Here is a 25,860-nt window from a genome sequence, read left to right on the forward strand (position 1 = left end):
CGCCCGCCACCCACGGAAACCACCACCGAGACCCCGCCGAGCACCGAGACGCCTCCGACCACTGAGACGCCCCCGAGCACCGAGACGCCTCCGAGCACTGAGACGCCTCCGAGCTCCGGGACGCCGACGGACACCGTGGCGCCGACGGACACGGCGCCGCCGACCGGCACCGCTCCACCGACGGACACCGCTCCGCCGACGGACGGCGTGTCGCCTTCGGCGAGCCCCACGGAGGAGATCCCCACCTGCCCGCCGGCCTCGCTGCCGCCGACCGACGTCCCGCCCACCGAGGCCCCGACGGACACGCCGCCGCCCACGGAGACGCCCACCGAGGCGCCTCCGACGCAGACCGTGACGCCGACGGACACCGGCGTCCCCACGGACACGGGCGCGCCGTCGCCATCGGAGAGCGCCCCCGCCCAGTAACGCGGGAACGCGACCAGTGATCGGGCCAGGCCTCGTGCCTGGCCCGACTCATGCGGCCCCGCTCGTGACCGCGCAGGAGCCCGCACGCGTACGGGAGGTCAGAGCCTCCTGTAGCGGCCCTCGTGGTAGAGCAGGGGCGACTCCTCCGAGGGCGTGCTCAACGCCCGCACCTCGCCCACCACGATCGAGTGGTCGCCGGCGTCGTGCACCGCCGTGGTGACGCACTCCACGGTGGCGATCGCCCCGTCGAACAGCGCCGCCCCCGTCTCACCGCGATGATGCGGCCACCGCGCGAGTTGCCCGTTCAGCGGCCGCCCGCGATGGGCGAAGAAACGCGAGACGTCCTCCATCGAGGCCGGCAGCACCGACACCCCCCATGTCCCGGTCTCCAGCACCGCGTCATGGAACCTGGCCACCTTCTCGGCGCAGAAGAGCACGAGCAGCGGTTCGAGGGAGACGGAGGTGAAGGAGTTGATCGTCATCGCCAGATCGACGCCGTCGCGCCGCGTCGTGACGATCGCGACTCCGGTGGCGAAGCGGCCGACGACCTTGCGATGCGTTGCGGGGTCTACGTGCCGCTCGGTGAAATGCACAAAGATTACTTTATGCCCCTACATCGGATTAGTCGGAGAATACCCCCGCAACAGCCAAGACCCCCTACCTGACGAGGGCGAAAGCAGATAGGCCCCGACAAGAGCCAGCAAACCTCCATACAGGTAGATGTAGCCAGGAGCCCCCCGCGCGATCACCAGGTCACCCGACCCCAACTCCAGCGTGAACGGCATCGTCACCAGCAACCACCCGATCGCCGTCGCGACCGCGCCGAGCCGGGCGCGCATCAGCCGGCCCGCCCCCAGGCCCACCCCGAACAACGCCAGCACCCAGACGAGCGCCGCGATCGGGACCCCGCCCGTCTGCCACACCGGGTGGGTGAAGCCGCCGACGACCGCCATCACGACCCCGAGTACGAACAGCATGCCGTAGGCCGCCCCGCCCAGCGCCGACTCGGCCTGGCTGCGATGTCCCATCAGAACCTCCCGAGGGGACCGTCGCCTTGAGGCGACCGGGGAATCGGCAGTGGGATGGCCGCCAAGGCCCGAGGGTGCCCTGACCTGTCAGGTCTGCGCATCACATTTCCTTCCGCATTTGGTCGGTGCCGGCCGATGCCGTTGCGTTGTCTAACCGAGCGCGGGAGGTAGGCGTGCGCAGGTCGTTCACGTTCCTGCTGCGCTCCACCGCCCGGCAGGCCGTCGCGCTCGCGGCGTGCCTGGAAGACCAGCGGCAGCTGTACAACGCCGCGCTGGAGCACCGCGCGCTGCACGCGAAGGTCCGCCGTCAGCGCTCGGACGGCGCGCACAAGGCCGCGCTCGCGCTGGTCCGCGACTACGACGTGATCGTGCCCGAGGACCTGCGGATCGCGAACATGACCCGCTCGGCCTCGGGCACGATCGCCCAGCCTGGCCGCAACGTCGCACAGAAGTCCGGGTTGAACCGGAGCATCCTGGACGCCGGCTGGGGGGTGTTCCTGACGATCCTGTCGCACGAGGCTGAAAGCGCCGGTCGAGAGCTGATCGCGGTGAACCCCGCCGGCGCCTCCCGCACCTGCGCCCGATGCGGGCACTGCGCGAAAAGGAACCGCGCCGCCCAGGCCGGGTTCCGATGTACGGCGTGCGGGCATACCGAGCACGCCGGCGTCAACGCGGCGATCAACATCCTCAGGGCAGGGCTTGCCCTTCGCCAGGCTCCGGAAGCGGCTTGGCGAGAAACTGCTCCCTTCAGGGAGCGGAGGAGTCACAGCGACCGAGGTTAGTGGATGCCCGCGAAGAGATCGTTCTCCCGGTCGTACGGCTCGCCGAGCCCACCGGCCTCCACAGGGGGACCCGGCACCGGCAGGCCGGGCGACCCGATCGCCAGGATGTAGTGCTCGACCCCCGCGACCTCCTGGCCGATGTTGTTGGACAGCGCGAACCACGGCTCCGCCACGGTGATCTGCGTGTCGTGAGCCCGCATGGCCTCGATCTTGTTGCCGATCCAGGGGCGCGCGTCGATCTCGGTGGTGATGTCCTGGTCCGCGCAGCCGTACGCCATGTCCTCGACGTCCTCGACGAGGAAGCCGACCTCGGCCTCGCGCAGCGCCTCCGAGGTGCGGCGCAGCGCGGACCTGGCGACCGCGGTGTGGTAGAACTTCGCGATCCGCCACGGCTCGCCCGAGCCGAAGCCGGGGTCCGCGGCCAGCTCGAACGCCCTGCGCGAGACACGGTGCGCCTGGATGTGGTCGGGGTGGCCGTAGAAGCCGTTCTCGTCGTACGTGACGAGCACCTGGGGACGCACCTCGCGGATGACCTTGACCAGCTCGCCCGCGGCCTCGTCGAGGTCCGCCTGCCAGAACGCCTTCGGATGGTCATTGGAGGCCACGCCCATCATCCCCGAGTCGCGCCAGCGCCCGGGTTCGCCGAGAAAACGGTGATCCTCGACGCCCAGCGCCTTGCAGGCGGCGGCGAGCTCGCCGATCCGGTACGGCCCCAGCGCGTCGTCCCTGTCGGCGGCCAGATGGGCGAGGTCACCGGGGATGATCTCCCCTTCCTCGCCGAGCGTGCAGGTCACCAGCGTGACGTGCGCGCCCTCGGCGACGTATTTCGCCATGGTCGCCCCGGTGCCGATCGACTCGTCGTCCGGATGGGCGTGCACGAGCAGGAGCCGTCGATCAGTCATAGCCTTGAGCGTAACAATGGTGCGTTCCTGGCAGGATTGGCCCCATGAGTGAGAGCTTCCCACGACTGTCGGCCAGGACCCGCCGGTTCACCCTCGGGGTGCCCAGAGGCTTCACGATCTCCCCCGACGGCGGCCGGGTGGTCTTCCTGCGGTCGAAGTCGGGCGACGACCCGGTGACCTGCCTGTGGGAGCTCGACACCGAGACCCACGTCGAACGCCTGATCGTCGACCCGCGCGCGCTCCACGCCGACGAGGAGGACCTGCCGCAGGAAGAGCGGGCCAGGCGCGAGCGCAGCAGAGAGTCCGCGGGCGGCGTCGTCGCCTACGCCACCGACGCCGCGGTGACCAGGGCCTGCTTCGCCCTGTCCGGCGGCCTCTACGTGGCCGACCTGGCCGGCGGCCAGGCGCACCTGCTCGACACGCCGGGCGCGGTCATCGACCCCCGGCTCTCCCCCGACGGGCGGCACGTCGCCTACGTCACCGGCGGCGCCCTGCGCGTCCAGGACGTGCTCTCGGGCACCGACCGCGCGCTGGCCACGCCGGAGTCGGAGACGGTGACGTACGGGCTGGCCGAGTTCATCGCCGCGGAGGAGATGGACCGCATGCGCGGCTACTGGTGGGCCCCGACGAGCGACGCGCTGCTGGTCGAGCGGGCCGACGAGGCTCCGGTCAACGTCTGGCACATCGCCGACCCGGCCAACCCGAACCGTCCGGCCACGGTCCAGCGCTATCCGGCGGCCGGCACCCCCAACGCGGTCACCGAGCTGTTCGTGCTGGGGCTCGACGGGTCGCGGGTCGCGGTGCCGTACACCGAGGAATACCTCACCACGGCCTCCTGGGACTCCCACGCGCTGTCGATCGTGACGATGACCCGCGACCAGAAGACGATGCGGCTGTTCTCGGTCGATCCGGCGACCGGCGCGACCACACTCGTGCGCGAGGACACCGATCCCGCCTGGGTCGACATCGTGACAGGAGTGCCCGCCCACCTCGACGACGGGTCGCTGGTCTGGGTGGCCTCCGCCGACGGCGGCCATCGCCTGTACGTCGGCGACCATCCGGTCACCCCGCCGACGTTGCAGGTGCGGGCCGTACTCGACGTCGACCACGACAGCGTGCTGTTCAGCGCGAGCGGCGACCCGACCGAGATCCATCTGTGGACGTGGGACGGCCATTCGCTGCTGCCCGTCTCGACCCGTTCCGGGGTGTTCTCCGGGCGCATGTCGGGCGGGGTCGGCGTACTGACCGAGCAGAGCCTCGACATGGAGGGCGTGTCGGCCACGGTCGTCAAGCGCGACGGCACGGCGGTGCCGATCCCGTCGTTCGCCGAGCGCCCCGGCCTCGACATGCGGGTCTCGCTCGGCCGTTCCGGCCGTCGCGACCTGGCCACCGCCGTGGTGCTGCCGTCGTGGCACGAGCAGGGCTCGGGCCGGCTGCCGGTCCTGATGAATCCGTACGGCGGCCCGCACGCCCAGCGGGTGCTCAACCAGCGGAGCTTCTTCCTGGAGAGCCAGTGGTTCGCCGAGCAGGGGTTCGCCGTGATCGTGGCCGACGGGCGCGGCACCCCTGGCCGCGGCACGGCCTTCGAGCGGGCCGTGCGCGACGACCTGGCGACCCCGGCGCTGGAGGACCAGGTCGACGCCCTGCAGGGGGTGGCCGAGCAGTACCCCGACGACCTCGACCTGACGAAGGTGGCCATCCGCGGCTGGTCGTTCGGCGGATACCTGGCCGCACTCGCGGTGCTGCGCCGTCCCGACGTGTTCCACGCGGCGGTCGCCGGGGCGCCGGTGACCGACTGGCGGCTGTACGACACGTGCTACACCGAGCGCTACCTGGGCCACCCCGACGAGCAGCCGGAAGTGTACGAGAAGTCGTCGTTGTTCGCCGACGCGAGCAAACTCGAACGCCCGCTGCTGCTGGTCCACGGCCTGGCCGACGACAACGTGGTGGCCGCGCACACGCTCCGCCTGTCCTCGGCGCTGCTCGCGGCCGGGCGCCGGCACAGCGTGCTCCCGCTGTCCGGTGTGACGCACATTACGCCTCAGGAGGTGGTGGCGGAGAACCTGATGCTGCTGCAACTGGACTTCCTCAAGCAGGCACTCGGCTGACGGCTGCCACACCAGGACTTCCGGACGCAGGCACCAGACCAACCGCCACCACCCCTCCCGAGTAGACGCCAGACGACCACCACACCCCAGAATCCGAAGCAGACGTCGGGCTGACGGTCTGACAGACCCAGGTCCGACATCCGGGCCGCAAAGATCAAACCCTGGTCCGACGCGATCCCGCCGCCCTCTGCGGGATCGTGAACGCCATGCTGAAACCCCTCACCCTGACCTTGGCCCTGCTGGGCGCGGGCCTGTCCGCCCCAGCGGCGGCGGCCACCACCCAGGAGTGGCGCTCGTGCCCCAACGACAAGATCGGCATGGTCTGCACGGATCTCCAGGTCCCGGCCGACTGGAGCAAACCCGACGGCCGCACGATCACCCTGAAGCTGGGGCGGCTCAAGGCCACCGGCGCCTCGGAGGGCTCGGTGCTGGTGGCCTACGGGGGTCCCGGCGGCCCCGGCATCGCCCTGACCCAGGCCAACCCCGGCTGGTGGGCCGAGCTCCGCGAGCGTATGGACATCGTCACGTGGGACACCCGCGGCTACGGCGAGCAGTTCCAAGGCCTCAGCACGGGCCTGCAGTGCTCCTGGACCCGCGTCCCCCTCCCCGGCACCCCGGAAGACGACGCCGCCTTCGGCCGGCTGTCCGACACCAACCGCGGCTACGCCGAGGCCTGCCGACTCAAAGATCCCGAGCTGTTCGCCCACATGAGCTCGGCCGACCACGCCAGAGACATGGAGGCCATCAGGAAGTTCCTCGGCGACGGCGAGCTCAACTTCTACGGCGCCTCCTACGCGGGCATCTACGGCCAGGCATATGCCCGACTCTTCCCCGGCCGCATCCGCACGATGGTCCTCGACGGCACGATCAACCACAGCACCGCGAGCTGGAAACGGGAGCTGGAGGAGTCGGCCAGGGCCAACGAGCGCTTCCTGGAGCGCTTCTTCGCCTGGTGTAAGGCCAACGACTGCTCCGACGTCCCCGGCCGCTGGCGGGCGCTGATCGCCAGAGCCGACCGCACCCCCGTCCCCACCACGACGGCCAACGTCGCCTACAACGGCCGCGACCTGCAGTCCTTCGCCATCAGCAGGGCCCGGCAGGGCAAGCCGGCCTGGCCTGACCTGGCCCAGGCGATCCGCAAGGCCGCCAGGGCAGACGCGTCCGGCTTCGTGCCCGCCCGCGGCGCCCGCTACCCCGACCAGGCCACGGGCGTCACGGAGTGCACCGACTGGCCTCGCTTCGCCGACCGCAAGGAGATGGCCGCCACCAACGCCCGCCTGCGCAAGATCGTCCCCAACGCGGGCACGGCCAACACCCTGGCCACGGCGATGCTGGGCTGCATCGGCTGGCCGGTCCCCGTGACCAACAAGCCCGCTCCCCTCCCCAAGGGCCTGCCGCCCCTGCTCGGGGCCGGCGCGTGGGGCGAGTCCGACGCGGTGGCGCGGGCGCTGTCCCCGGTCCCGGGCAGCGCCGTCATCCACCACGACGGGCCCGGCCACACGCTCTACGGCTTCAACAAGTGCGCCCGCGACCACATCAACCGCTACTTCACCGACCGCACCGTCCCCACCAAGACCACACCATGCTGACAAACCCCCTACGGATGCCCCTGCGTACGGGCATCCGTGCACGCGGCGGTCTTTCCCCTGGCGAACGGTAAGTGCCTGTTCCTCAACCGTTGATCCTGCTCTGGACGATCGGAGAGAAAGAAGCGCCGCAGCACCGCTCAGTGAAGCCGCGTATTTGCTACTCCCGGTGTCTCAATCCGCGGCGGGGCTGCTTCGCCGGTCGTACCCCAAGCTCCTCCTCCTGCATGACGGCCCCGGCAGGCCTGCCGTGTGAGGCTGTCCGGTATGAACGTAGAGACAGGCCGTCAGACGAGTTTCGCCAGCTGGGTCGGTGATCACGCCTCGACTATGGAAACCTTGGACTTCCAGCTGCCCGTGGACGACCTCGAGCCGCTGCGCGACATCATCGGGAGTGCGCAGGTCGTGGCTCTGGGCGAGAGCACCCACCACATGCGGGAGTTCTACCAGGTACGCCATCGCATCCTGCGCTTCCTGGTCGAGCGGTGCGGCTTTGAGGTGTACGCGCTCGAGGCGCCATTCACCCAGGGCCAGGTCTTGGACACGTGGGTCCAAGGCGGCCCCGGAACCGTCGAGCAGGTCGCGGCGGACGGCATTGCCCTGTCGCTGGGACAGTGCCGGGAACTGCACGAAGCACTGGCGTGGATGCGGGGCCGCAACCGCACCACCGCCATGCCGGTTCGGTGTGTGGGCACCGACCTGCCCGGGGCCGCGGCCTCCCCCCTGCCCGCGCTGGAAGAGCTCGCCGACTACCTACGCTGGGCCGCGCCCGAGGCGCTCCCGGTGCTGGAGGAGGCGGCCGGCGTCGTACGCCGGTTCGACGATCCGGTCATCTTCGTGGCCCTCGACCGCTATGAGAACCTCCCCCCGGATCAGCGGGACGTACTCACTGGCGCGCTGAGTCGGTTGATGGCTCATATGCAGCGTCTGACCCTCGTCCAGCGCGCCCGAGGCCACGGGGCCGAGCACGACACGGCGATGTGGCATCTGCGCGGCGCCTGGTATCTCGATCATCTCCATCGCGCCAACTCCACCGAGGGCTTCGAGTCCGCCTCAACCTTCCGCGACCTCTACATGGCGGAATCCGTGCTGCGCCTTGTCGAGGGCGGCGCGCGCGTGGTGCTTGCGGCGCACAACTGGCACATTCAGCGCACGCCCGCACTGGACAGCCAGGAGCGCCCGCTCCTGCCGGCCGGCGCGCACCTCGCAGCCGCCCTGGGGGACGCCTACCGGGCCATCGGCGTGACATCGAGTCTGGGCCAGACCACCACGCTGGGCGCACCGACTCCGGAGCGGCCGCATGGCGCCTGGTACGCTGCCCCGCTCCCGCCGCCCGTCGACGGCAGCATCGAGGCGGCCTTTCCCACCAACCGGCTCTGGGCGCTCGCCGATCTGCGCGCCGCCCGCCCGCATGTCCACGACGCGGCGTCCTTCCAGCACTCGCGCATGGCCGACTATTTCCTGGACCTGCCGGTGTTCGAGGCGTTCGACGCCATCGCGCACGTGTCGCGGACGACCGGCACCGATCACGTGCTGGAACACGCCACTGGTTGAGGTCGTAGGCAGCCTCTGCACACCGGGCCGAGCGCCTGTTCCAAGCCGGTGATCTTCCATCGGAGATCGTGTTCGAGGGGGAACAACCCTCGGAGTAAGAGGGCTGAGGTTTCGGTGCCCGCCTGCGACAATCGGTGGCGTGGGCCAGCGTGCGGCGGCTCTGACGTGCACGAACTGGGTCTCCCTCTGCCGCAGGAGGCCCGGTCGTCACGGCGGTATTGCTCCCCCGCGTGCCGAGCCCAGCAGTGGCGTGAGTTGCGGCGATCAAGCCGCCGAATACGCCGCTGCGGCGGAGGAGCTCCAGGGCTCTGGGCGCTGGCCGGGGCCGACGACCAGAGAGGTTCAGCAAGGGCGGCCGCGATCTCGCTGTCCGGTGAGCGGGCGAACGTGGTGGGCGGGTCTGCGAAACGGCGGCGTCACGGGTGGGTGGCGGAGCGGGTGCCGCGCCCAGCGGGCGGGCGGCGTCACGCGTAGGTGGCGGAGCGGGTGCCGCGCCCAGCGGGCGGGCGGCGTCACGGGTAGGTGGCGGAGCGGGTGCCGTGCCAGCTGGTCCAGAGGGCCGCGTAGGAGCCGCCCGCCGCCACCAACTCGTCGTGGGAGCCCAGCTCGCTGATCCGCCCGTCCTCCACGACGGCCACCCGGTCGGCGTCGTGCGCCGTGTAGAGCCGGTGGGCGATCGCGATGACCGTGCGCCCGTCGAGCACGGCGGCCAGCGAGCGTTCCAGGTGCCTGGCGGCGCGGGGGTCGATGAGGGAGGTGGCCTCGTCCAGCACCAGGGTGTGCGGGTCGGCGAGCACGAGCCGGGCCAGGGCCAGCTGCTGCGCCTGCGCGGGGGAGACGGCCAGCCCGCCGGATCCCACGTGCGTCTCCAGGCCGGCGGGCAGCTCCAGCACCCAGTCAAGCGCGTCCACCGCTTCGAGCGCCTTCCGTACGGCCTGGTCGTCGGCGTCGGGACGGGCGATCACCAGGTTGTCGCGCACCGTCCCCTTGAACACGTGGTGCTCCTGGGTGACGAGCGCGACGTGGCCGCGCAGGTCGTCGAGCGGCAGCTCGACCAGCGGCACCCCGCCCACGGCCACCGCGCCGGCGCGCGGCCCGTGGATGCCGGCCAGCAGCCGTCCGAGCGTGGACTTCCCGGCGCCCGACGGCCCGACCATGGCCAGCCGCTCCCCCGGCTGGACGGTCAGCGACACGCCGTGCAGCACGTCGCGGCCCTCACGGTAGGCATAGCGCACGTCCGAGGCCTCCAGCAGCTCGCCGGAGGGCGACGACGCGGAGGCCACCCGGTCGTCGGGCACGTTGGCCACGCCGAGCAGCCGCGCCATGGACGCCCCGCCCACCTGCAGCTCGTCGATCCACATGAGAAACCTGTCGAGCGGGTCGATGAGCTGCTGGGCGTAGAGCGTCGCGGTGGCCACCTGGGCGAGCGCCACCCAGCCGTTGATGTAGAAGAGGCCGCCGACCAGCAGCGTCGCCACGACCGGGAGCACGTAGCCCAGCTCGACGGCGGGATACCACACGCTGCGCAGGCCCAGCGTGTAGCGTTCGGCGGCGTACGAGTGCGCGATGTCGTCGTCGGTGCGGGCCCGGCGCCGCTCCTGCAGCCCGAGCGCCTCCACCGCCCTGGCGCCTTCGACGGTTTCGGCCAGCCCTTCGGTGAGGTCGGCGTAGGCGGCGTTCTCGCGGAGATAGCCGTCGCGCGCCCGCTTGAGATACCACCGGGTGGAGATCCACAACACCGGGCCCGCGATCAGCATCGGCAGCATGAGCAGCGGGCTGACGAGGAGCAGGGCGCCCACGGTGATCACGAAGGTGACGGACGCGATCAGCGTCTCGGGGACGGCGTGCCGGACGGTGCGCGACAGGGCGTCGACGTCACGGGAGGTCCTGGTGATCAGGTCTCCGGCCCCGGCCCGCTCGACGGTGGACAGAGGCAGGCCGAGCACCCGGTCGACGAACTCCTCGCGCAGCTCGGCCAGCACCTTCTCGCCGAGCCTGGAGGAGGCCAGCACGGCATAGCGCACGAGGACGCCCTGCAGGAGCAGGAACGCCCCGATGGCGGCGGCCACGACGACGACGTCGACCTCGGCGCCGTACTGCACGTCCTGCACCAGGCTGCCGAGCTGCCACGGCACGGCCAGCCCGGCCACGGCGGCCGACCCGTGCAGGAGGAGGGCGAGCGTGAGCTCGCGCGGATAGTGCAGGGTCAGCCGCCTGGCGTAGGCGCGCACCTGTTTGCGGTCGGCGACCGGCAGGATCTCGCGGGCCATGTGTCAGTCCTCCCCACGGGTCACGGTCGCGGCATAGGCAGGCGAGCTGTCGAGCAGCTGCCGGTGTGCGCCCTCGGCCAGCACCCTGCCCTCCTCGACGTAGATCACGTGGTCGGTGCGGTCGAGCACCAGCGGGCTGGTCGTGCAGACCAGCGTGGTGCGGCCGGCGCGCGCCTTGGCCAGCCGCCCGGCGATGCGGGCCTCGCTGTGGGCGTCGACGGCGCTGGTGGGCTCGACCAGGATGAGCACCTCGGGGTCGGCCAGCAGCGCCCTGACCAGGCGCAGCCGCTGCTGCTGCCCGCCGGAGAACTCGCGACCGGCCTCGGCCACGACGGTGTCGAGCCCGTCGGGCAGTGCCTCGACGATGTCGTCCGCGCAGGCCGCGTGGAGTGCCTCGCGCAGTTGCTCGTCGGTGGCGCCGCCGCGCACGTCGAGCTCGTCGCGCAGGCGGCCGGTGAACAGGCGGGCGCCGTTGTCGGCGACGAGGATGCGGGCGCGGATCTCGTCGATGGGCAGGTCGGCCAGGGAGGCCTCGCCGAAGGTGACGTCGCCGTCGGCGTAGCGGCCGAGCCGGTCGGCGATGGCGGCGGCGTCGTCGGGCGAGCTCGCGGCGATGGCGGTCAGCGAGCACGGCTGGAGGGTGACGCCGCTGTAGGAGTCGCGCAGCACGCCTCCTGGGCTGCTCTCGGCGCCGCCGGTGACCTCGGGCTCGATCGACAGGATGCGGATCACGCGACCGGCGGCGACGTGGCCCTTGGTGAGCCTGTCGGCGGCCTCGGTGAGGGTGCGCAGGGGGCCGATGAGGAAGACCGCGTAGAGGTAGAACGAGACGAGCTGGCCGGTGGGGATCTCGCCGGCGACGGCGAACGAGGCGCCGACGCCGGTCACGATGGCGATGAGCAGGCCGGCCAGCACGATCTGGGCGCCTTCGAGCACCGACTCGACCCTGGCCACGCCGACGCCGGCCTGGCGGACGAGCTGCGACTCGTCGCGATAACGGCCGGCGAACACCTGCTCGCCGCCGATGCCGCGCAGCACCCGCAGGCCGGCCACGATGTCGCTCGCCCTGGTGGACAGGTCGCCGACAAGCTCGCGGTGCCTGCGCTGCCGCCGGTGCAGGGGTCGCAGCAGCGGCGAGATGGCGACGGCCATGATCGGCACGCCGAACAGCACGAGCAGGCCGAGCGGCAGCGAGGTCGAGATGAGGATCACGGTGACGGTGACGATCGCCACGATGGAGCCGGTGCCGCGCAGCAGGATGTCCATGGAGCCACCGATGTGGGAGATGTCGGAGTTGCCGACACTGACCACCTCGCCGGTGGACAGCCGCTTGGGCAGCGTGGCGCCGAGCCTGGCGGCCTGCCTGGCGGTCACCTGCACGGTGCGGTAGGCGGCCGACAGCCAGGTGTGGACGGCCATCCGGTGGCGCATGAGGCCGGTGAAGGCCTGCAGCAGCCCGAGCACAAGCAGGACGGCCGCCCAGAACAGCAGCGCCCGGGAGTCCTTCGCGGTGACGGCGTCGATGCCCTTGCCGAGCACGGCCGGCATCAGGGCCTGCACCAGCCACCACAGGGTCGCGAAGCCGATGCCCGCGAGGAGAGACGGCCACTGCCTGCGCGCAGTCCACCACAAATAGCGCAGCGGGCTGCGGATGTCGGGCACGCCAGGATCGGCCTCAGGAAGGGAGCGCATAGCCTGACAACCTTGACAAGGCGTGAGGCGGCCCGGCAAACGGTTTTCGACCTGCTGGAACGTTCCCTACCGCCCCTGGAGCCCCTTGAAGGCCCGCATCGTGTACGCCAGTGTCACCAGCGCCGTGATCGCGAGCAACGCATAGCCGATCGTGTACGCCCCGGTGGCGGCGTAGACCGCCCCCATGACGAGCGGCGGGAAATAGCCGCCGAGCCCGCCGGCCGCGCCGACGAGCCCGGTCACCGTCCCCACCCTGGACGCCTCGACCAGCTTCGCGACGAGGGCGAACCCGCCGCCCGTCCCGAGCCCGAGGAAGAGCGCCATGAGCACGAAGCTCGCCCCCGCGGGCACCTCGGCCGGCGGCTCCAGCGCCAGCACGAGCGCCATGATCGTGGTGCCGCCGAACGCGATGAGCAGGACCTTCACCGGTCCGATCCGGTCGGAGAGCGTGCCGCCGAGCGGCCTGGCCAGCACCGCCGCGATCGAGAACCCGGCCGTGCGCAGCCCCGCGCCGGTCTGGGCGAAGCGGTACACGTTCTGCAGCAGGGTCGGCAGGTACGTCGAGAAGGCCACGAACCCGCTGAAGGCCACCGCGTACAGGAATGCCGACTGCCAGGTGGCTTTGAGCGCCATGGCCGCCCGGATCCTGGGCCACGCGGGGGCGGTCGCGGGCGACCAGCGCGGCGAGTCGCGGCTCGCGCCCAGCATGACGAGACCCGTCACCGCGAGCGCCGCCGCCATCAGCACGTGAGTGAAAGGCCGTCCGAACGTCTCGACCAGGACCGGCGTGCAGGACGCCGACAGCGCCGTGCCGCCCATGCCGGCCCCGAACACGCCGGTGGCGAAGCCCCGGCGGGCGGGTTCGTACCACGCGTTGACGAAGGGGATGCCGATCGCGAACGACGTGCCGGGGATGCCCAGCAGGAATCCCCAGAACAGCAGCCAGCCGTACGAGGTGGACCAGCCGGTGAACAGGACGGGCACGATCGAGACGAAGCAGACGGCCGCGAACATTGCGCCGCCCGCCGAACCGGTCGGCCAGCATCCCCACCGGGATCCGCCCCAGCGAGCCGACCACCACGGGGATCGCCACCAGCAGCGAGAGCTGCGTCTGCGACAGCCGCAGTTGCCTGCTGTAGCTCCCGGACAACGGACCGATGAGGTTCCACGCCCAGAACGTCACCGCGAAGGTCACCGTGGCCAGCACCAGGTTGCGCACCTGGCCTGCACGAAGTTCGGACATGCACTCTGCGTAACAGATTCTCGCGTTCTGTGATGACGTGGGGTTGTGTGGCGATGACCCGTGCGCACACTCTTTACAAGGTGAACACCACGGCCGGGAGGGGGCTGCTCGCGCTTCTCCCGTTCAGCCACCCGGTGCGCGCTTCTTGCACCCCGTTGGGCGGTTTGCTCCGTCCTTACATCGTGTATCGGAGGCACGGGCGATAGTGTGCGGGGGCACCCGGCACGGGTCCCGGTACGCCAGAATCGACCCTTGTGAAGCACGGGTACACCAACAGCACGGTCGGCGACGGCGCCCTGGTCGTGAAGTGCTACCAGGGGCCCGAGGCGGCGTTCAGGCTCAGCACGGAGAGCAGATATCTGCGCCGCCTGCGCGGCCGCATCCCCGTCCCCCGCGTCCACCAGGTCACCTCGACCAGCCTGACCACCCGCTGGGTCGAGGGCTCCCACGGCCAGGACCTCCTGGACGACGGCCGCGCCGCGGAGGTGCTCGCCGAGTGCGGCCGCATGCTGGCCCGCATCCACAGGCTCGGCATCGTCCACGGCGACTACGGACCGCAGAACATGCTGTTCCACCCGGCCACGTTCGAGACGACCGCGATCCTCGACTGGGAGTGGGCCCATCCGGGGCGACCGGTCGAGGACCTCGCCTGGTGCGAGTGGATCGTCCGCACGCACCACCCGGAGCACGTGCCGCTGCTGCCGCGGTTCTTCGCCTCGTACGGCGAGCCCGTGCCCGCCTGGCCTGAGCGCCACGCGGCGATGCTGGCACGCTGCCGTGACCTGCGCGACTTCTGCGTCCGCTGGGAGCCCGGCGGGGGCGGCGAGAAGATGTGGCGCGAGCGCCTCGACGCCACGGCCGCCTGGACCGAATAGCCCGCCCGCAGTACCGGCCCGCGCGGGCGCCCGTCCGTCCTTGCGGGCCCCATGGGCGGCGGCAGACCATGGGTCATGGACCCACGCACCCGAGCTGCGGTGGACTGGCTCCTGACCGGCGACGAGCCGGGCATCCGCGGGCAGACCCGCCGCGACCTGCTCGACGAGCCCGTGGGCGAGGACGTCATGAAGGGTCTCAAGGTCAACGCCCTCCTCGACGCCGGGCTCGGCGGCGACCCGTACAGGAAGTGGACCGGCGCCCACTGGCGGCTCGTCGCGCTGGCCGAGCTGGGCGTCCCGCCCGGCGAGCCGCGCGTCCTGGAGGTGGCCGACCACGTGCTGTCCTGGCTCACCACCGGCTGCCGTGAGCCCGTCGTGATCGGCGGGCTGGTCCGGCAGCACGCCTCCATCGAGGGCAACGCCCTGGCCGCCTCCTGCCGCATGGGCCTGGCAGGGGATCCGCGCGCCCGCCGCCTCGCCGGGTCGCTGATGTCGTGGCAGTGGCCGGACGGCGGCTGGAACTGCGACGAGCGGGCCACCGGACGCCGGTCGTCGTTCCACGAGACGCTCCCGGCCATGTGGGGCCTGCACGAGTACGCGCTGGCCACCGGCGACCGAAACGGTGCGAAGGCTGCGGCGCGGGCGGCGGAGCTGCTGCTGGAGCACCGGCTGTTCCGCAGCCTGTCGGCCGGCGAGGTCGTTCACCGCGCCTGGCTCGCCCCGCACTACCCGCCGTACTGGCATTACGACATCCTTCAGGCGCTGCTGGTGTTGTCGCGGATGGGCCTGGCCGGCGATCCACGGGCCGCCGACGCGCTCGACGAGTTGGAGCGCCGCCGCCTGCGTGACGGCCGCTGGCGGGCCGGCGGGCGCTGGTGGAACCCGCCCGGCCGGGCGTACGCGCAGGACGTGGTGGACTGGGGCCGCGCGGGCCCGAACGAGATGATCACCCTGAACGCCTTACGCGTCCTGCGGGCCGCCGGACGTCTTTGACGGGTTCTGTCGGTGTCCTTTGCTTGACTCGGGGCATGACTCGGCACGTGATCCTAGTCCTCGGCGCGACAGGCACCATCGGGCGGCGCGTGGCGGAGCAGCTGCGCGCGACCGGCCACGCCGTACGCGCCGCCTCCAGGAGCGGTGAGACCACGTTCGACTGGGCGCGGCCCGGCACGTGGGAGCCCGCGGTGGGAGGGGCGTCCAGGGTCTTCCTCATGGCTCCCGACGGCGTCCCGATCGATCCGGCGTTCGTGTCGCTGGCGGTGGAGCAGGGGGTCGAGCAGATCGTGCTGCTGTCCAGCGGCGGCATCGAGGTCATGGGCGACGAGCGGCTGATGGCCGCGGAGCGCGCGGTCCGCGACGGCGGCGCCGGGTGGACGATCCTGCGGCCGAGCTGGTTCGACCAGAATTTCGACGAGGGCTTCCTGCGGCCGGCGGTCATGGCGGGCGAGCTGATGTTGCCGATGGGCGCCGTGCGCCAGGCGTTCGTCGACGCCGGCGACATCGCCGCCGTCGCCGCCGCGGCCCTCACGCAGGACGGCCACGCGGGGCGCTCCTATGAGATCACGGGGCCGCGCTCCCTGTCGTTCGGGGAGGCCGCGGAGATCATCGGCTGGGCGGTCGGCCGCGAGATCACCTACCTGGGCGGCGAGGAGGAATACGTCGCGGCCCAGGGCTTCTCCGGCGACGCCATCCGTGCGGCCAAGGCGTTCACCGCCCTGCGTGCCCTCGGCGACCAGCCGGTCACCGAGGTCGTGAGCCAGGTGACCGACCGGCCGCCGAAGCCGTTCGAGAGCTACGTCACCGAGGCGGCGGCGCGGGGCGCCTGGCGGCCGTGAGGCCCAGCTCGCGCACCAGGGCGGCCGCCGCGTCGAGCAGTTGCAGCTCCCTGGCGGTCATCGTGGGGTTCGCGCCGCGCCGGGCCTTGGCACGGTCGAGCGCGTCGCCATAGCCCATCGCGGCGCCGAGCCCGGCCAGCAGCGCGCCGAGGACCACCCGCGTCGCCGGCGCGCGCTCGTCCTCGGCGTCGACCGCGATCTGGGCGAGGATCAACGCCGAGATGGCGCAGTCCTCCTCCGGGCCGCCCTCCTCGGTGTTGCACCAGTCGATCACCATCGGCCCGCGGGCGGTGAGCATGACGTTGTCCGGGTGCAGGTCCAGGTGGAGCACCCGATCATGGGGGTCGGCCGAGTGCCGGGCCGGGATCCGGTGCAGGCGCAGGAGCAGCCGGGCGATGCCGTCGCCCGCGGCCTCGAGGGGCAGGTCGCCGTCGAACACCGCCCGTGACATCGTCGGCCCGGCCAGCCGCTCCATCACCAGGTCGCCGGGCGGCCCTTCTCCCGGATGGACGCGGGGCACGGGATAGCCGTGCCCCGCCACGTAGTCCATGACCGCGGCTTCCCGGCGCGCGTCCATGCCCGATCGGTAGCGGCGCAGCACCCGCTCGTCGTCGATCGCGTACACGTCCGCGCTGCGGCCCGACCCCAGCAACTCACCGAGCTCCATCCGCTCAACCTACCGAGCCCGCGACAGGGGCGGCGGAGCTCACGTACGTCCGGCGATCCTGTCCAGCTCGGCCAGGTCGGCGGCGTGGTCGCGCCGCATGGCGGACGCCAGCTCGCGGGCCTGTCGCGCGCCGCCCGCGCCCTGCTCGCCCTTCGCCACCAGCGCGAGCTGCTTCAGGTACGCCCGCAGCAACGCGACGAACCGCCGGTCGAACGCGTCGTCGCGCAGCACGGACAGCGCCGTCAGGTCGGCGGCGGTGGGCATGCCGGGCATGTCGTGCCTGGCGTGCGGGTTCTCGCCGGTGATCCGGGCCTGGGCGAGCAGGGCGCGCAGCCGGCCGCGCCCGCTCTCGTGCGCCTTGCCGAGCCGGGCGGCGAACTCGGAGAGCGGCCGGTCGGCCGCGCGGTCCCGCGCGAGGTCCAGGAGGGGCAGCGCCCGCGTGTGCAGGGCCTCGGCCAGTTGCAGCCAGGCCACGTCCGTGGTGGTGAAGGCCCCGCTGGAGGCGGGCGCCGGAGCGGGAGCGGCCGAGCAGCCGAGCAGCAGGACGGCCAGCAGCAGGAATCCGAGCACCCGTGACACGCGTACGACCTCCGGAGGGCCCGGGCGGTGACGGCCCGCCCGGGCGAGGAACAGGAGTTACGACGGCCGCCCGTCGGCCCCGCACTTGATGATCGGCCGGATGCAGTCACGCACCCGGCGCTCCATCTCCGCCTCCGGCCAGGCGTTGAAGAAGTCACCGTGCATCGTGAACCCGCCGCCAGAGGCCAGCCGGAAGTGCGACGGGTCGCCGCTCACCGGGTAACGGATCACCTGGCGCAGCTTGGGCACCGGTACGGGGTGCGTGCTCGGGCAGGCGCCGGCCACCGGATAGGCCATGTGGCTCTTGTGGTCGGCGGAGTCGAGGTCGCGCCCGTTCCAGCACTGCGGGAAGTCCAGGTACGACTCCAGCATCGTCCCCGGCGGGCAGGTGACGAAGTCCTTCGACGCGCCGACGTGCCCGGCGTGCAGGCAGGACCACCGGGAGATCGTCGTGTGGTCGGGTCCGGTCGCCGTGGCGTTGCCCGCGACGATCCGCAACCCGAGGGGCAGCGGCTGGATCCTGGCGATGATGTCGTCACGTACGCCCTCGCCGAGGTAGTAGAACGTGACGATGGCCGGCTCCACGGGTGCGCCGTCCTTGTAGAGGGTCGGCACCCAGTACGACGACTTGTCCACGGCCGGGTTGCAGTTCGTGGCGCCGTTGAGCAGGTCGTTGAGCTGGGTGTGGGCGTTGGTGACGCGGCTGCCGAAGAAGCTGTGCATGTGCGAGGCGCCCGGCAGGCCGGGGAAGACGATCGGGTCGTCGGGCAGCCGGTGGCTGAACGGGCAGTCGGCGAGGAACTCCGCCACCCGTACGGGCTCCGCCACCGCCGGGCGGGGCACGACGGCGACCATGCCGATCAGCAGGGTCAGCAGCGCGAAGAGTCGTGAGGCGAGCATGGCGGCTCCCTTGGTCGTCATTGGTAGACCCGCACGTAGTCGACGAGCATCCGCGACGGGAACGGCGTGGACGCGTCGGGCGGTCCCGGCCAGTCGCCGCCGACCGCGAGGTTGAGGATGATGTAGAACGGGTGGTCGAAGATCCACGGGCCGCGGGTCCGCTCGACCTCGTCCTTGCTGATCGTGAACACCGTCCGGCCGTCGAGGGTGTAGACGATGCCCTTGCTGTCCCAGTTGGCCGCCCAGACGTGGAAGTCGCCGGAGAAGTCGGCGCCGTCCGGCAGCGTGTAGGGCGACCCGACCCCGCCCCCGCCGTTGTACGCGGGCGCGTGCACGGTCGAGTAGGACGTCTTCACGTCCTTGCCGAGGACCTCCATGATGTCGATCTCGCCGTTGTACGGCCACGGCCGCCCGGTCAGGAAGTCGGCCCCCATCATCCAGAACGCCGGCCACAACCCGTTGCCCTTGGGCACCTTGATCCTGGCCTCGACGCGGCCGTAGGTGAAGTGGAACTTCGTGCCGGTGTTCATCCTGGCCGAGGTGTACTGGCAGGTGGTGCTGCCGGTCAGCGGGTCGACCGGGCAGGCGGAGCCCGGCGTGGCCTGTTTGCGGGCTTCCATGACCAGATGTCCCTGGCCGTCCATGGAGGCGTTGTCGTGGTCGGTGTAGTACTCCAGCTCGTTGTTCGGCCCGGTGCCGGGGTCGGCGCGCCATTTGGCGGCGTCGGGCCTGCTTCCCGCCGGGCCGTCGAACTCGTCGCTCCACACCAGGGACGGCGGGTTCGACGGGTCGTCGGGCGGGGCCGGCGGGTCGACCGGGTTCCCTCCTGTGCCGTACACCTGGAACTCCCAGAGGCTGTAGCCGTAGGGGGTGGCACGCTGGGTGCCGTACATCCGCACGTACCGGCCGGAGCCGGTGACGTTCAGGGTCTGCTTGAACCCGTTGCCGCTGGTGGTGCTGTGGATGGTGGTCCAGCTGCCCGCGTCGGGCGACACCTGGATCTCGTACGACGTGGCGTAGGCCGGGTCCCACTGCAGGACGACCTTGCTGATCTGCGCGGTGGCGCCCAGGTCCACGTAGATCCAGCCGGGGTCGACCCAGCCGGTGGTGGAGCTGGTGGCCCACCTGCTGGCGGGGTCGAGGTCGAACGCCCTGGCCGGCGTGCACTCCCAGCAGTTGCCGTCGTGCTGCGAGCTCGAGGCGACGCCGGGCTTGTTGTACGACAGCAGCCGTTCCGCGCCGGAGCTCCCGCCGGTGCCGTAGACCTGGAACTCCCAGAGGCTGTAGCCGTACGCGGTGGCGCGCCGGGTGCCGTGGACGCGGACGTAGCGGCCGCTGCCCGACACGTTCAGCGTCTGGTCGCCGCCGGTGGCGGTGGTGGTGGCGTGCAGGCCGGTCCAGGAGGTGCCGTCGGCGGAGGCCTGCACGGTGAACGCGGTGGCGTACGCGGCCTCCCAGCTCAGCCGCACCTGGCTGATGGTCGCGGCGGCGCCGAGGTCGACCTGGATCCACTGCGGGTCGGAGAAGGCGCTGGACCAGCGGGTGCCGGCGTCGCCGTCGACGGCCGCGGAGGCGGGGAAGGCGGCGTTCTCGGTGGAGGAGGCGGTGGCGGTCCGGCCTTGGGAGAGCAGGGTGTCGGCGGCGCCGGCGGGCACCGCCGACAGTAACGACAGGGTGAGGAGGAGGGCGAGGAGGGCCCCGAGGCGTCGTACGCCGGGGCCGGGGGGTGGACTCACGACGTCTCCGTCAGGGTGAGAAGCGGGGGGTGTTCGGGGAGCGCTCCCTCATTGGGAGAGTGCTCGCCTCTCCTACCGCTGTCAAGATGCTCGTTACCAGGTGAAAACCCGCCTGACACACGAACAGCCGCCCCTGAACCGCGTTTCAAACACCTTCATACGGCGCCTACCAGCGAGAATGACACCGCACTCGCGCCGAATGCCCGGCGCTCCCCCGCGTCACAAGGACACGGAACAGTCACCCGGTCCTGACCGCCCGGCGCCCCCACCGAATCCGGGTGAGGGAGCGCTCTCTCAAGGAGGGGACGCTTCGGTCCGCGTGGCCCAACGGCGGCACCCGCACGGCCGGCATAACCCGCAGTCGGTAAAATAGGTGGGAAATCCTTACTGGTCCCGCCAAACTGATCACCAACCAGTAAGGAGCTGTCTTTCATGCCGAACCAGCCCGCACCGAACCTGCTGTCGTGGGCCAGCGAGATCGACGAAGGCGCGATCATGCAGGCCGCACGCACTGCCCGCCTGCCGTTCGTCTCCGGCCACGTCGCTCTCATGCCCGACGCGCACGTCGGCATCGGTGCGACGGTCGGCTCGGTGATTCCCACCGAGAACGCGATCATCCCCGCCGCCGTCGGCGTCGACATCGGTTGCGGCATGGTGGCCACGGAGACGACGCTCACGGCCGCGGACCTGCCCGACACGCTCGCGGCCCTGATGCCGATGGTGGAGCGCCGCATCCCCGCCGGCGTAGGCAAGGGCCACGACGACCCGTCGACCGACCGCGCCCTCAGCGACCTGGGGCTCCCCCACACCGACCTCGACCCGAAGCAGACGAAGAAGGTGGCCGAGCAGTTCGGCACCCTCGGGTCCGGCAACCACTTCGTCGAGGTCTGCCTCGACGAGCGCGACCGCGTCTGGACGGTGCTGCACTCGGGTTCGCGCGGCATCGGCAACCAGCTCGCCCAGATGCACATCACGGGTGCCAAGAAGCTGATGAAGAAGCAGGAGGTCGGCCTGGAGGATCCGGACCTGGCGTACTTCGTCCAGAGCACGCCGGAGTTCACCGCGTACATCGAGGACATGCTGTGGGCCCAGCGCTACGCGATGGCCTCGCGTGCCCGGATGGACAAGGTCCTGATCAACGCCCTGTTCCGCGTCGCGGGCAAGGGACAGCGCGTCCGCACGATCAACTGCCATCACAACTTCACCCAGCAGGAGACCCACTACGGCAAGTCTCTGTGGATCACCCGCAAGGGAGCCATCAAGGCCGACCGCGGCGACGAGGGCGTCATCCCGGGCTCGATGGGCACGCGCTCGTACATCGTGCGCGGGCGCGGAAACCCCGAATCGTACACCTCGTGCTCCCACGGGGCAGGCCGCCGCATGTCGCGTACGAAGGCCAAGCGTGAGCTGTCGGCGACCTCGCTCACCGCGGCCATGAGCGGCCGCACCTGGAACGCGGACCGGGCCGCCGCCCTGGTGGACGAGCACCCTGAGGCGTACAAGCCCATCGACCAGGTGATGGCGGATCAGAGAGACCTGGTGGAGGTGCGGCACACGTTGCGCCAGATCTTCAACTACAAGGGCTGACCAGGCTCCGGCTCTCCGCCTGCGCGGCAGGCGGAGAGCCGCTTCTGTCGGCGCCCGGACGTAGGGTGCGGCGGGTGGACGAGACCTCCAGAACTCGGCGACCGGCACCTGCGGGTGCGGCGCCTGGTCGCCAGCCCCTCGTCGAGCGCTGGTGACCGATCAGCCCGGGGTGCCCGCGAGTTCCTCGGGCACGGCCGGCGCCCGCGGCGGCCTGCCGGGAAGGAGCGGGATGACCGCCAGCACGATCACCAGCACGGTCACGACGAGCCAGAAGATGCCGTGGAAACCGGTGATCACGTCGCCGGCGGTCTGCAGGATGAGCGCGACGACCGCCACGCCGAGCGCGGCGCCGAGCTGGTTGAGCATGTAGAGCACCGAACTGCCCTGCGCCACCATGGGCCCGGGCAGCGTGCGGTAGAGCGAGCCCATGGTGGGCGCGCTGAAACATCCGCTGCCCAGCCCGATCGTGAGCGCCGCCAGCGCCGGCCAGAACTCGGGGGTGTGGGCTCCCATCCGGGTGAAGGAGAGCGCGCTGAGCAGGGAGACGGTGACGCCCGCGATGGCCAGTCCGCGCGCGCCGATCCGGTCCGACAGCCGCCCGGCCAGCGGCATCGCGATCGAGCCGCCGAGCCCGAGCGGCGCCATCAGCAGGCCGGCGGCGAGCACGCCGTGCCCGTGAGCCTGCTGGTAGTACAGCGGCAGCGCGAACAGCGCCCCGAAGAGGGACAACCCGCCGAGCCCCATGATCGTGACGCTGGCCGTGAACCCGCGGTTGGCGAACAGGCGCAGGTCGATCAGCGGCGGGTTCCTCCGCGTCGCGGAAGAACCCACGGAGCGCGCGCGCAGCGCGTGCACGGCGTAGCCGGTCAGCAGCAGCACGCCCGCGGCCAGCGGCAGCAGCGCCTGCCAGGCGGCGAACGACCCCTGCTCGGCGGTCTGCGACAGCGCCAGGACGACGGCCGCGAATCCGGGCCCGAGCAGCGCCAGCCCCACGACGTCCAGCCGGGCGGGCGACGCTCCGGGCGGTTCGTCGGCGGGGACCACGCGGACGGCCAGCAGCAGGGCGACCAGGCCGACGGGCACGCTGAGCAGGAACATCCACCGCCATGACAGTCCGGCGAGCACCGCGCCGCCCGCGATCGGCCCGAGCACGGGTCCGAGCGACAGCACCACGCCCATCAGCCCCATCACGCGTCCGGCCCGGCGCGGCCCGGCGGCCCTGGCCAGCAGGATCAGCACGAGCGGGTCGAGCAGCCCCGCCCCGAAGCCCTGGAGCACCCGGAAGGCGATCAGGCTGCCGACGTTCCAGGCCAGCCCGGCCAGCAACGATCCGGCCAGGAAGAGGGACAGCCCGGCCAGCCACAGCCGCTTGCCGCCGAACCGGTCGACGGCCCAGGTGGTGAACGGGATGGTGGCCGTGACCGCGAGCAGGAAGCCGGTGGACGTCCAGCCGACCGTGCTGAGTGAGGTGGCGAAGGCGCCGGCCAGGGTGTCGATGGCGACGGCGGTCATCGTGCTGTTGAGGATGCCCAGCAGCCCGCCGAGCAGGATCACGCCGATCATGCCGAGGAGCCGGGAGTCCATACGTTCATCCGGTGGATTTGAACTCATGGGTTCAATGTAGTTATCTCATTTGTTCGCATGCAACCCATGCGTCCATGAAGGTGAACCAGCGCGTACAATCGCAGGCATGGCCACCAGCACACGCGGACGCATCGACAAGCGCCAGGCGATCCTCGGCGGCGCGTTCGCCGTGTTCGCCCGCCTGGGATACGCGCAGGCCTGCGTGCAGGACATCGCGGACGAGGCGGGCGTTGCCAAACCGACGGTCTACAACCACATGACCGACAAGGCCACGCTGTTCCGGCACGCCGTGGAGGCCGCCTCGCAGGCCGCGCTCGACGCCCGGATCGGCGCCCTCGCGCCGCTGGCGGACCCGGGCGACGATCTGGCCGGCGCCCTGGAGGACGTCGCCCACGCGCTGCTCCGGCTGCACACCGACGAGCGCTCGTGCGCGCTGAAACGGCTGCTCCACTCCGAGATCACGAGATTTCCCGACCTTCTCGACGTCGTGACCGGCAGCGGCCCCCACCACCTCACCCGGGCACTGGCCGACCGCCTGGCCCGGCTCGCGCTCTCCGGCCGCCTGCGCGCCGCCGACCCCGACCTCGCGGCCGAGCAGTTCCTCGCCCTGCTCCTCGGCCCGCTGGAGGCCCGCTCCCGCCTGGGCACCCGCCCGATCGGCGAGACCGAGCTCCACGACATGGCCCGCGCCACCGTGTGCACCTTCATGCGCGCCTGGGGCCAGGACACGCCATAGCCAATGTCGGCGACAAGGGCTCTTGTCGGTGGTAGGCAAGGGATATAGTCTGCCGCGTGTGGTGGAACGAGACGACTACGCGGCCATCCGCGATCGGATCATCCGGCTCTCCCGCACCCGCGGCTTGCGCTGCGACTGGGCGGAGACGACCAGGCGGCAGCGCTTCCTCCTGCTGTGGGACGCCGAGGGCCGCGTCGCGGCCCGCGCGATCGTCCCGCTCTACCCCGGGGAGACGCCCCACCTGGTCGACTCCCTCGAGCAGGGGCTCGCTCACCTGTTCGGCGACCACTGGCTGGAGGATTCATGACCGCGGACCGCGTTGACGTTCACATCACTCTGGCGGGCAGCCTGTGGCTGGCCCAGGTGGACGGCGTGGCCGGCGGCATGTCCGCGCGCACACTGAAGGAGCTGCACGCCGACGTCACCGAAGGGATGCCGTTCCTGTTCGCCGACCGCGACCGGCCGCCCGCGCCCGTCTTCCACTACGCGCTGCCCGGCCTGTCCGAGCAGGACCTCGACGACTTCGCCGCGCTCCAGCGCCAGGCCGCCGCGATCGCCGAGGACTACACGCGCACGCTGAAGAAGCGCGTCAAGCACATGCACGAGCTGGGCCTGTCCGACGGCGACATCGGCGAGCTGCTCGGCCTGACCAAGCAGCGCATCCAGCAGATCCGCACCAACGCCAACGACGAGGCCCGCCAGACCGCCTGACGGCCTGACCGGGCAGCCGGCGCCCGTCTCAGGATCGAGCGCACGTCTCAGGGCAGAACGCGACCTCGGGATAGCGCGATGACGCCTCCTCCAGCAGGGGCTGCCGCCGCGCCTTCAGGTGCCGGTCGAGGAAGGCCGCCACGTACGTGCGGGTGAGCTCGGCACCGCGCGCCGCGGGCAGGACGCCGTAGGCGGGTTTCATGCCGAGGACGCCCGCCAGCAGCGGGCCGTCGGTGAAGGACTGGTGATCCGCGCCCGACAGGACGACCCAGCGCTTCCACCCCGTCAGCAGTTTCCAGTCGCGGTCCCACGACGTGTCACGGCCGCCGGGGCTGTGCTCCGGCGAGCCCATGAACATGAACGGCCGGGAGAACCCGCTCTTGGGGATCCGGGCGTAGGTGGTGCCGTCCATGTCGATTCCGGCCCGTACCCGGGGATCCCGCACCATGGCCGCCACGGCGGCGGCGCCGCCGATCGACTGGCCTGCCATCGCGATCCTGGAGCGGTCGATCCGGTCGGAACCCTCCCACTTCGCCGGCAACCGGTCGAGTACGAAGGAGACGTCGGCGGCCCTGCCCTGGACCACCCCGGTGCCGAAACCCGGGTCGGTGTCGCTGTCGCAGGCCAGGCATCCGGCGATCCGCCCGTCGGGGAAGGTGGTGGCGTAGCTCTCGTAGGTGTGGTCGATCCCGGCCACGACGTACCCCCGGCTGGCCAGGTCCTCGGCCAGGGACGTGAGCGTGCTCACCGGCTTGGTGAAGCCGGGGGACAGCACCACCAGCGGAAGCTTCTCCCCCGCGGGTTCGGCGTCCTTGACGGCGTTCGTGCGCGTCCTGCTCAGGATGTCGTACGGCACGCCCGTGATCCTGGAGCCCTTCAGGAGGCGCTCGGATTCCTCCGGCGTCATGTACGGTGCCCGCTGCCCGTCCCGCTGACTGGTCGGATACCACAGGGTGACCTTGAGCTCCCTGGCGTCGGCGTCGAGGTTCCAGGGATCGGGGCGGGAGGTGTCCTTCAGGTACAGGGCGGTGGCGCCGACCTCGTGAGGGCCGGTGGGGG

At 71.4% G+C, this 25,860-nt stretch carries 24 protein-coding genes and 1 pseudogene; 12 read left to right on the forward strand and 13 right to left on the reverse strand.

Annotation, left to right across the window (positions count from 1 at the left end):
* The 3 genes from E1292_RS36595 to E1292_RS36605 all read right to left on the reverse strand — a co-directional run.
* Window positions 1–386, reverse strand: a 386-nt coding sequence (locus E1292_RS36595) for a hypothetical protein (protein WP_220447239.1), incomplete at its 3' end; no start/stop codon positions are given.
* Window positions 387–524: 138 nt separating this feature from the next.
* A complete protein-coding gene (locus tag E1292_RS36600) occupies window positions 525–1,019 on the reverse strand; it encodes a flavin reductase family protein (protein WP_132602068.1) in 495 nt (164 codons plus the stop codon).
* Window positions 1,020–1,037: 18 nt separating this feature from the next.
* Entirely contained in the window at window positions 1,038–1,454 is a 417-nt protein-coding gene (locus E1292_RS36605; protein ID WP_132602072.1) for a DUF6113 family protein, read from the reverse strand.
* A 173-nt stretch (window positions 1,455–1,627) separates the two neighbouring features.
* Here E1292_RS36605 and E1292_RS36610 point away from each other — a divergent pair, with 173 nt between their 5' ends.
* On the forward strand, window positions 1,628–2,236 hold the full coding sequence (locus tag E1292_RS36610) for an RNA-guided endonuclease InsQ/TnpB family protein (protein WP_246090585.1): 609 nt from the start codon (window positions 1,628–1,630) through the stop codon (window positions 2,234–2,236).
* Here the strand turns inward: E1292_RS36610 and mshB are convergent.
* Window positions 2,233–3,138 carry an N-acetyl-1-D-myo-inositol-2-amino-2-deoxy-alpha-D-glucopyranoside deacetylase gene (gene mshB / locus E1292_RS36615; RefSeq protein ID WP_132602075.1) on the reverse strand — a complete coding sequence of 302 codons (906 nt, stop codon included), beginning with the start codon at window positions 3,136–3,138 and terminating at the stop codon, window positions 2,233–2,235. The genes E1292_RS36610 and mshB overlap by 4 nt on opposite strands.
* A 44-nt stretch (window positions 3,139–3,182) precedes the next feature.
* Here mshB and E1292_RS36620 point away from each other — a divergent pair, with 44 nt between their 5' ends.
* The 3 genes from E1292_RS36620 to E1292_RS36630 all read left to right on the forward strand — a co-directional run bounded on the left by E1292_RS36620 (window position 3,183) and on the right by E1292_RS36630 (window position 8,386).
* On the forward strand, window positions 3,183–5,246 hold the full coding sequence (locus E1292_RS36620; RefSeq protein WP_132602078.1) for a S9 family peptidase: 2,064 nt from the start codon (window positions 3,183–3,185) through the stop codon (window positions 5,244–5,246).
* Window positions 5,247–5,452: 206 nt separating this feature from the next.
* The gene (locus E1292_RS36625; RefSeq protein ID WP_132602081.1) at window positions 5,453–6,835 is read left to right on the forward strand and encodes an alpha/beta fold hydrolase; all 1,383 of its coding nucleotides are present in this window, start codon (window positions 5,453–5,455) and stop codon (window positions 6,833–6,835) included.
* A 336-nt stretch (window positions 6,836–7,171) separates the two neighbouring features.
* A complete protein-coding gene (locus tag E1292_RS36630; protein ID WP_165974933.1) occupies window positions 7,172–8,386 on the forward strand; it encodes an erythromycin esterase family protein in 1,215 nt (404 codons plus the stop codon).
* A 512-nt stretch (window positions 8,387–8,898) separates the two neighbouring features.
* Here the strand turns inward: E1292_RS36630 and E1292_RS36635 are convergent.
* From E1292_RS36635 to E1292_RS36645, 3 genes and pseudogenes are all read right to left on the reverse strand, one after another.
* Window positions 8,899–10,656, reverse strand: coding sequence for an ABC transporter ATP-binding protein (locus E1292_RS36635; protein ID WP_132602087.1), 1,758 nt, complete (start codon window positions 10,654–10,656; stop codon window positions 8,899–8,901).
* Window positions 10,657–10,659: 3 nt separating this feature from the next.
* The gene (locus E1292_RS36640) at window positions 10,660–12,348 is read right to left on the reverse strand and encodes an ABC transporter ATP-binding protein (RefSeq protein WP_132602090.1); all 1,689 of its coding nucleotides are present in this window, start codon (window positions 12,346–12,348) and stop codon (window positions 10,660–10,662) included.
* A gap of 66 nt (window positions 12,349–12,414) precedes the next feature.
* Window positions 12,415–13,368: pseudogene (locus tag E1292_RS36645) on the reverse strand (MFS transporter); the annotation flags it as partial.
* Window positions 13,369–13,644: 276 nt separating this feature from the next.
* Between E1292_RS36645 and E1292_RS55960 the strand changes: the two are divergent.
* The 4 genes from E1292_RS55960 (at window position 13,645) to E1292_RS36665 (ending at window position 16,301) form a co-directional block, all read left to right on the forward strand.
* Window positions 13,645–13,797, forward strand: coding sequence for a respiratory nitrate reductase subunit gamma (locus tag E1292_RS55960; RefSeq protein ID WP_369334350.1), 153 nt, complete (start codon window positions 13,645–13,647; stop codon window positions 13,795–13,797).
* A gap of 48 nt (window positions 13,798–13,845) precedes the next feature.
* Window positions 13,846–14,466, forward strand: coding sequence for a phosphotransferase (locus E1292_RS36655; RefSeq protein WP_132602096.1), 621 nt, complete (start codon window positions 13,846–13,848; stop codon window positions 14,464–14,466).
* 75 nt (window positions 14,467–14,541) lie between these two features.
* On the forward strand, window positions 14,542–15,459 hold the full coding sequence (locus E1292_RS36660; RefSeq protein WP_132602099.1) for a hypothetical protein: 918 nt from the start codon (window positions 14,542–14,544) through the stop codon (window positions 15,457–15,459).
* 47 nt (window positions 15,460–15,506) lie between these two features.
* Window positions 15,507–16,301, forward strand: a complete 795-nt coding sequence (locus E1292_RS36665) for an SDR family oxidoreductase (RefSeq protein ID WP_246090586.1) — start codon at window positions 15,507–15,509, stop codon at window positions 16,299–16,301.
* On the opposite strand, the gene E1292_RS36670 is transcribed toward E1292_RS36665, so the two are convergent.
* From E1292_RS36670 to E1292_RS36685, 4 genes are read right to left on the reverse strand one after another with little or no spacing between them, the layout of a single operon-like run.
* Window positions 16,264–16,968: a phosphotransferase gene (locus E1292_RS36670; protein WP_132602105.1), complete on the reverse strand. Its 705-nt coding sequence runs from the start codon at window positions 16,966–16,968 to the stop codon at window positions 16,264–16,266. The two genes, E1292_RS36665 and E1292_RS36670, sit on opposite strands and share 38 nt — an antisense overlap.
* Before the next feature lie 39 nt (window positions 16,969–17,007).
* Window positions 17,008–17,547 (reverse strand): DUF305 domain-containing protein, encoded by a 540-nt coding sequence (locus tag E1292_RS36675; RefSeq protein WP_165974935.1) that lies wholly within the window; start codon window positions 17,545–17,547, stop codon window positions 17,008–17,010.
* Between the two features lie 57 nt (window positions 17,548–17,604).
* Window positions 17,605–18,447, reverse strand: coding sequence for a DUF1996 domain-containing protein (locus tag E1292_RS36680; protein WP_246090587.1), 843 nt, complete (start codon window positions 18,445–18,447; stop codon window positions 17,605–17,607).
* Between the two features lie 17 nt (window positions 18,448–18,464).
* The gene (locus E1292_RS36685) at window positions 18,465–20,183 is read right to left on the reverse strand and encodes a discoidin domain-containing protein (RefSeq protein WP_132602114.1); all 1,719 of its coding nucleotides are present in this window, start codon (window positions 20,181–20,183) and stop codon (window positions 18,465–18,467) included.
* 432 nt (window positions 20,184–20,615) lie between these two features.
* Here E1292_RS36685 and E1292_RS36690 point away from each other — a divergent pair, with 432 nt between their 5' ends.
* A complete protein-coding gene (locus tag E1292_RS36690) occupies window positions 20,616–21,770 on the forward strand; it encodes an RtcB family protein (RefSeq protein ID WP_132602117.1) in 1,155 nt (384 codons plus the stop codon).
* Between the two features lie 159 nt (window positions 21,771–21,929).
* Here E1292_RS36690 and E1292_RS36695 read toward each other — a convergent pair whose 3' ends face one another.
* Window positions 21,930–23,381 (reverse strand): DHA2 family efflux MFS transporter permease subunit, encoded by a 1,452-nt coding sequence (locus tag E1292_RS36695; protein WP_132602120.1) that lies wholly within the window; start codon window positions 23,379–23,381, stop codon window positions 21,930–21,932.
* 79 nt (window positions 23,382–23,460) lie between these two features.
* On the opposite strand from E1292_RS36695, the gene E1292_RS36700 reads away from it, so the two are divergent.
* Genes E1292_RS36700 through E1292_RS36710 form a run of 3 tightly spaced genes read left to right on the forward strand, consistent with a single transcriptional unit; the run spans window position 23,461 to window position 24,801 of the window.
* On the forward strand, window positions 23,461–24,090 hold the full coding sequence (locus E1292_RS36700) for a TetR/AcrR family transcriptional regulator (RefSeq protein ID WP_132602124.1): 630 nt from the start codon (window positions 23,461–23,463) through the stop codon (window positions 24,088–24,090).
* A 58-nt stretch (window positions 24,091–24,148) separates the two neighbouring features.
* The gene (locus E1292_RS36705; RefSeq protein ID WP_132602127.1) at window positions 24,149–24,397 is read left to right on the forward strand and encodes a hypothetical protein; all 249 of its coding nucleotides are present in this window, start codon (window positions 24,149–24,151) and stop codon (window positions 24,395–24,397) included.
* Window positions 24,394–24,801: a hypothetical protein gene (locus E1292_RS36710; RefSeq protein ID WP_132602130.1), complete on the forward strand. Its 408-nt coding sequence runs from the start codon at window positions 24,394–24,396 to the stop codon at window positions 24,799–24,801. The genes E1292_RS36705 and E1292_RS36710 overlap by 4 nt, the downstream gene beginning before the upstream one ends.
* Window positions 24,802–24,829: 28 nt before the next feature.
* Here E1292_RS36710 and E1292_RS36715 read toward each other — a convergent pair.
* A partial coding sequence (locus E1292_RS36715) for an alpha/beta hydrolase family protein (RefSeq protein ID WP_132602133.1) occupies window positions 24,830–25,860 on the reverse strand: 1,031 nt, incomplete at its 5' end.

Origin of the sequence: Nonomuraea deserti, from assembly GCF_004348685.1 — a bacterium.
GTDB lineage: Bacteria > Actinomycetota > Actinomycetes > Streptosporangiales > Streptosporangiaceae > Nonomuraea > Nonomuraea deserti.

Excerpts from the sequence above, each read along its gene's own strand:
- E1292_RS36605 (WP_132602072.1), bottom strand. The coding sequence starts at position 1,454 with ATGGGACATCGCAGCCAGGCCGAGTCGGCGCTGGGCGGGGCGGCCTAC.
- mshB (WP_132602075.1), bottom strand. The coding sequence starts at position 3,138 with ATGACTGATCGACGGCTCCTGCTCGTGCACGCCCATCCGGACGACGAG.
- E1292_RS36620 (WP_132602078.1), top strand. The coding sequence starts at position 3,183 with ATGAGTGAGAGCTTCCCACGACTGTCGGCCAGGACCCGCCGGTTCACC.
- E1292_RS36625 (WP_132602081.1), top strand. The coding sequence starts at position 5,453 with ATGCTGAAACCCCTCACCCTGACCTTGGCCCTGCTGGGCGCGGGCCTG.
- E1292_RS36635 (WP_132602087.1), bottom strand. The coding sequence starts at position 10,656 with ATGGCCCGCGAGATCCTGCCGGTCGCCGACCGCAAACAGGTGCGCGCC.
- E1292_RS36640 (WP_132602090.1), bottom strand. The coding sequence starts at position 12,348 with ATGCGCTCCCTTCCTGAGGCCGATCCTGGCGTGCCCGACATCCGCAGC.
- E1292_RS55960 (WP_369334350.1), top strand. The coding sequence starts at position 13,645 with ATGACCCGTGCGCACACTCTTTACAAGGTGAACACCACGGCCGGGAGG.
- E1292_RS36660 (WP_132602099.1), top strand. The coding sequence starts at position 14,542 with ATGGACCCACGCACCCGAGCTGCGGTGGACTGGCTCCTGACCGGCGAC.
- E1292_RS36670 (WP_132602105.1), bottom strand. The coding sequence starts at position 16,968 with ATGGAGCTCGGTGAGTTGCTGGGGTCGGGCCGCAGCGCGGACGTGTAC.
- E1292_RS36680 (WP_246090587.1), bottom strand. The coding sequence starts at position 18,447 with ATGCTCGCCTCACGACTCTTCGCGCTGCTGACCCTGCTGATCGGCATG.
- E1292_RS36690 (WP_132602117.1), top strand. The coding sequence starts at position 20,616 with ATGCCGAACCAGCCCGCACCGAACCTGCTGTCGTGGGCCAGCGAGATC.
- E1292_RS36695 (WP_132602120.1), bottom strand. The coding sequence starts at position 23,381 with ATGAGTTCAAATCCACCGGATGAACGTATGGACTCCCGGCTCCTCGGC.
- E1292_RS36700 (WP_132602124.1), top strand. The coding sequence starts at position 23,461 with ATGGCCACCAGCACACGCGGACGCATCGACAAGCGCCAGGCGATCCTC.
- E1292_RS36710 (WP_132602130.1), top strand. The coding sequence starts at position 24,394 with ATGACCGCGGACCGCGTTGACGTTCACATCACTCTGGCGGGCAGCCTG.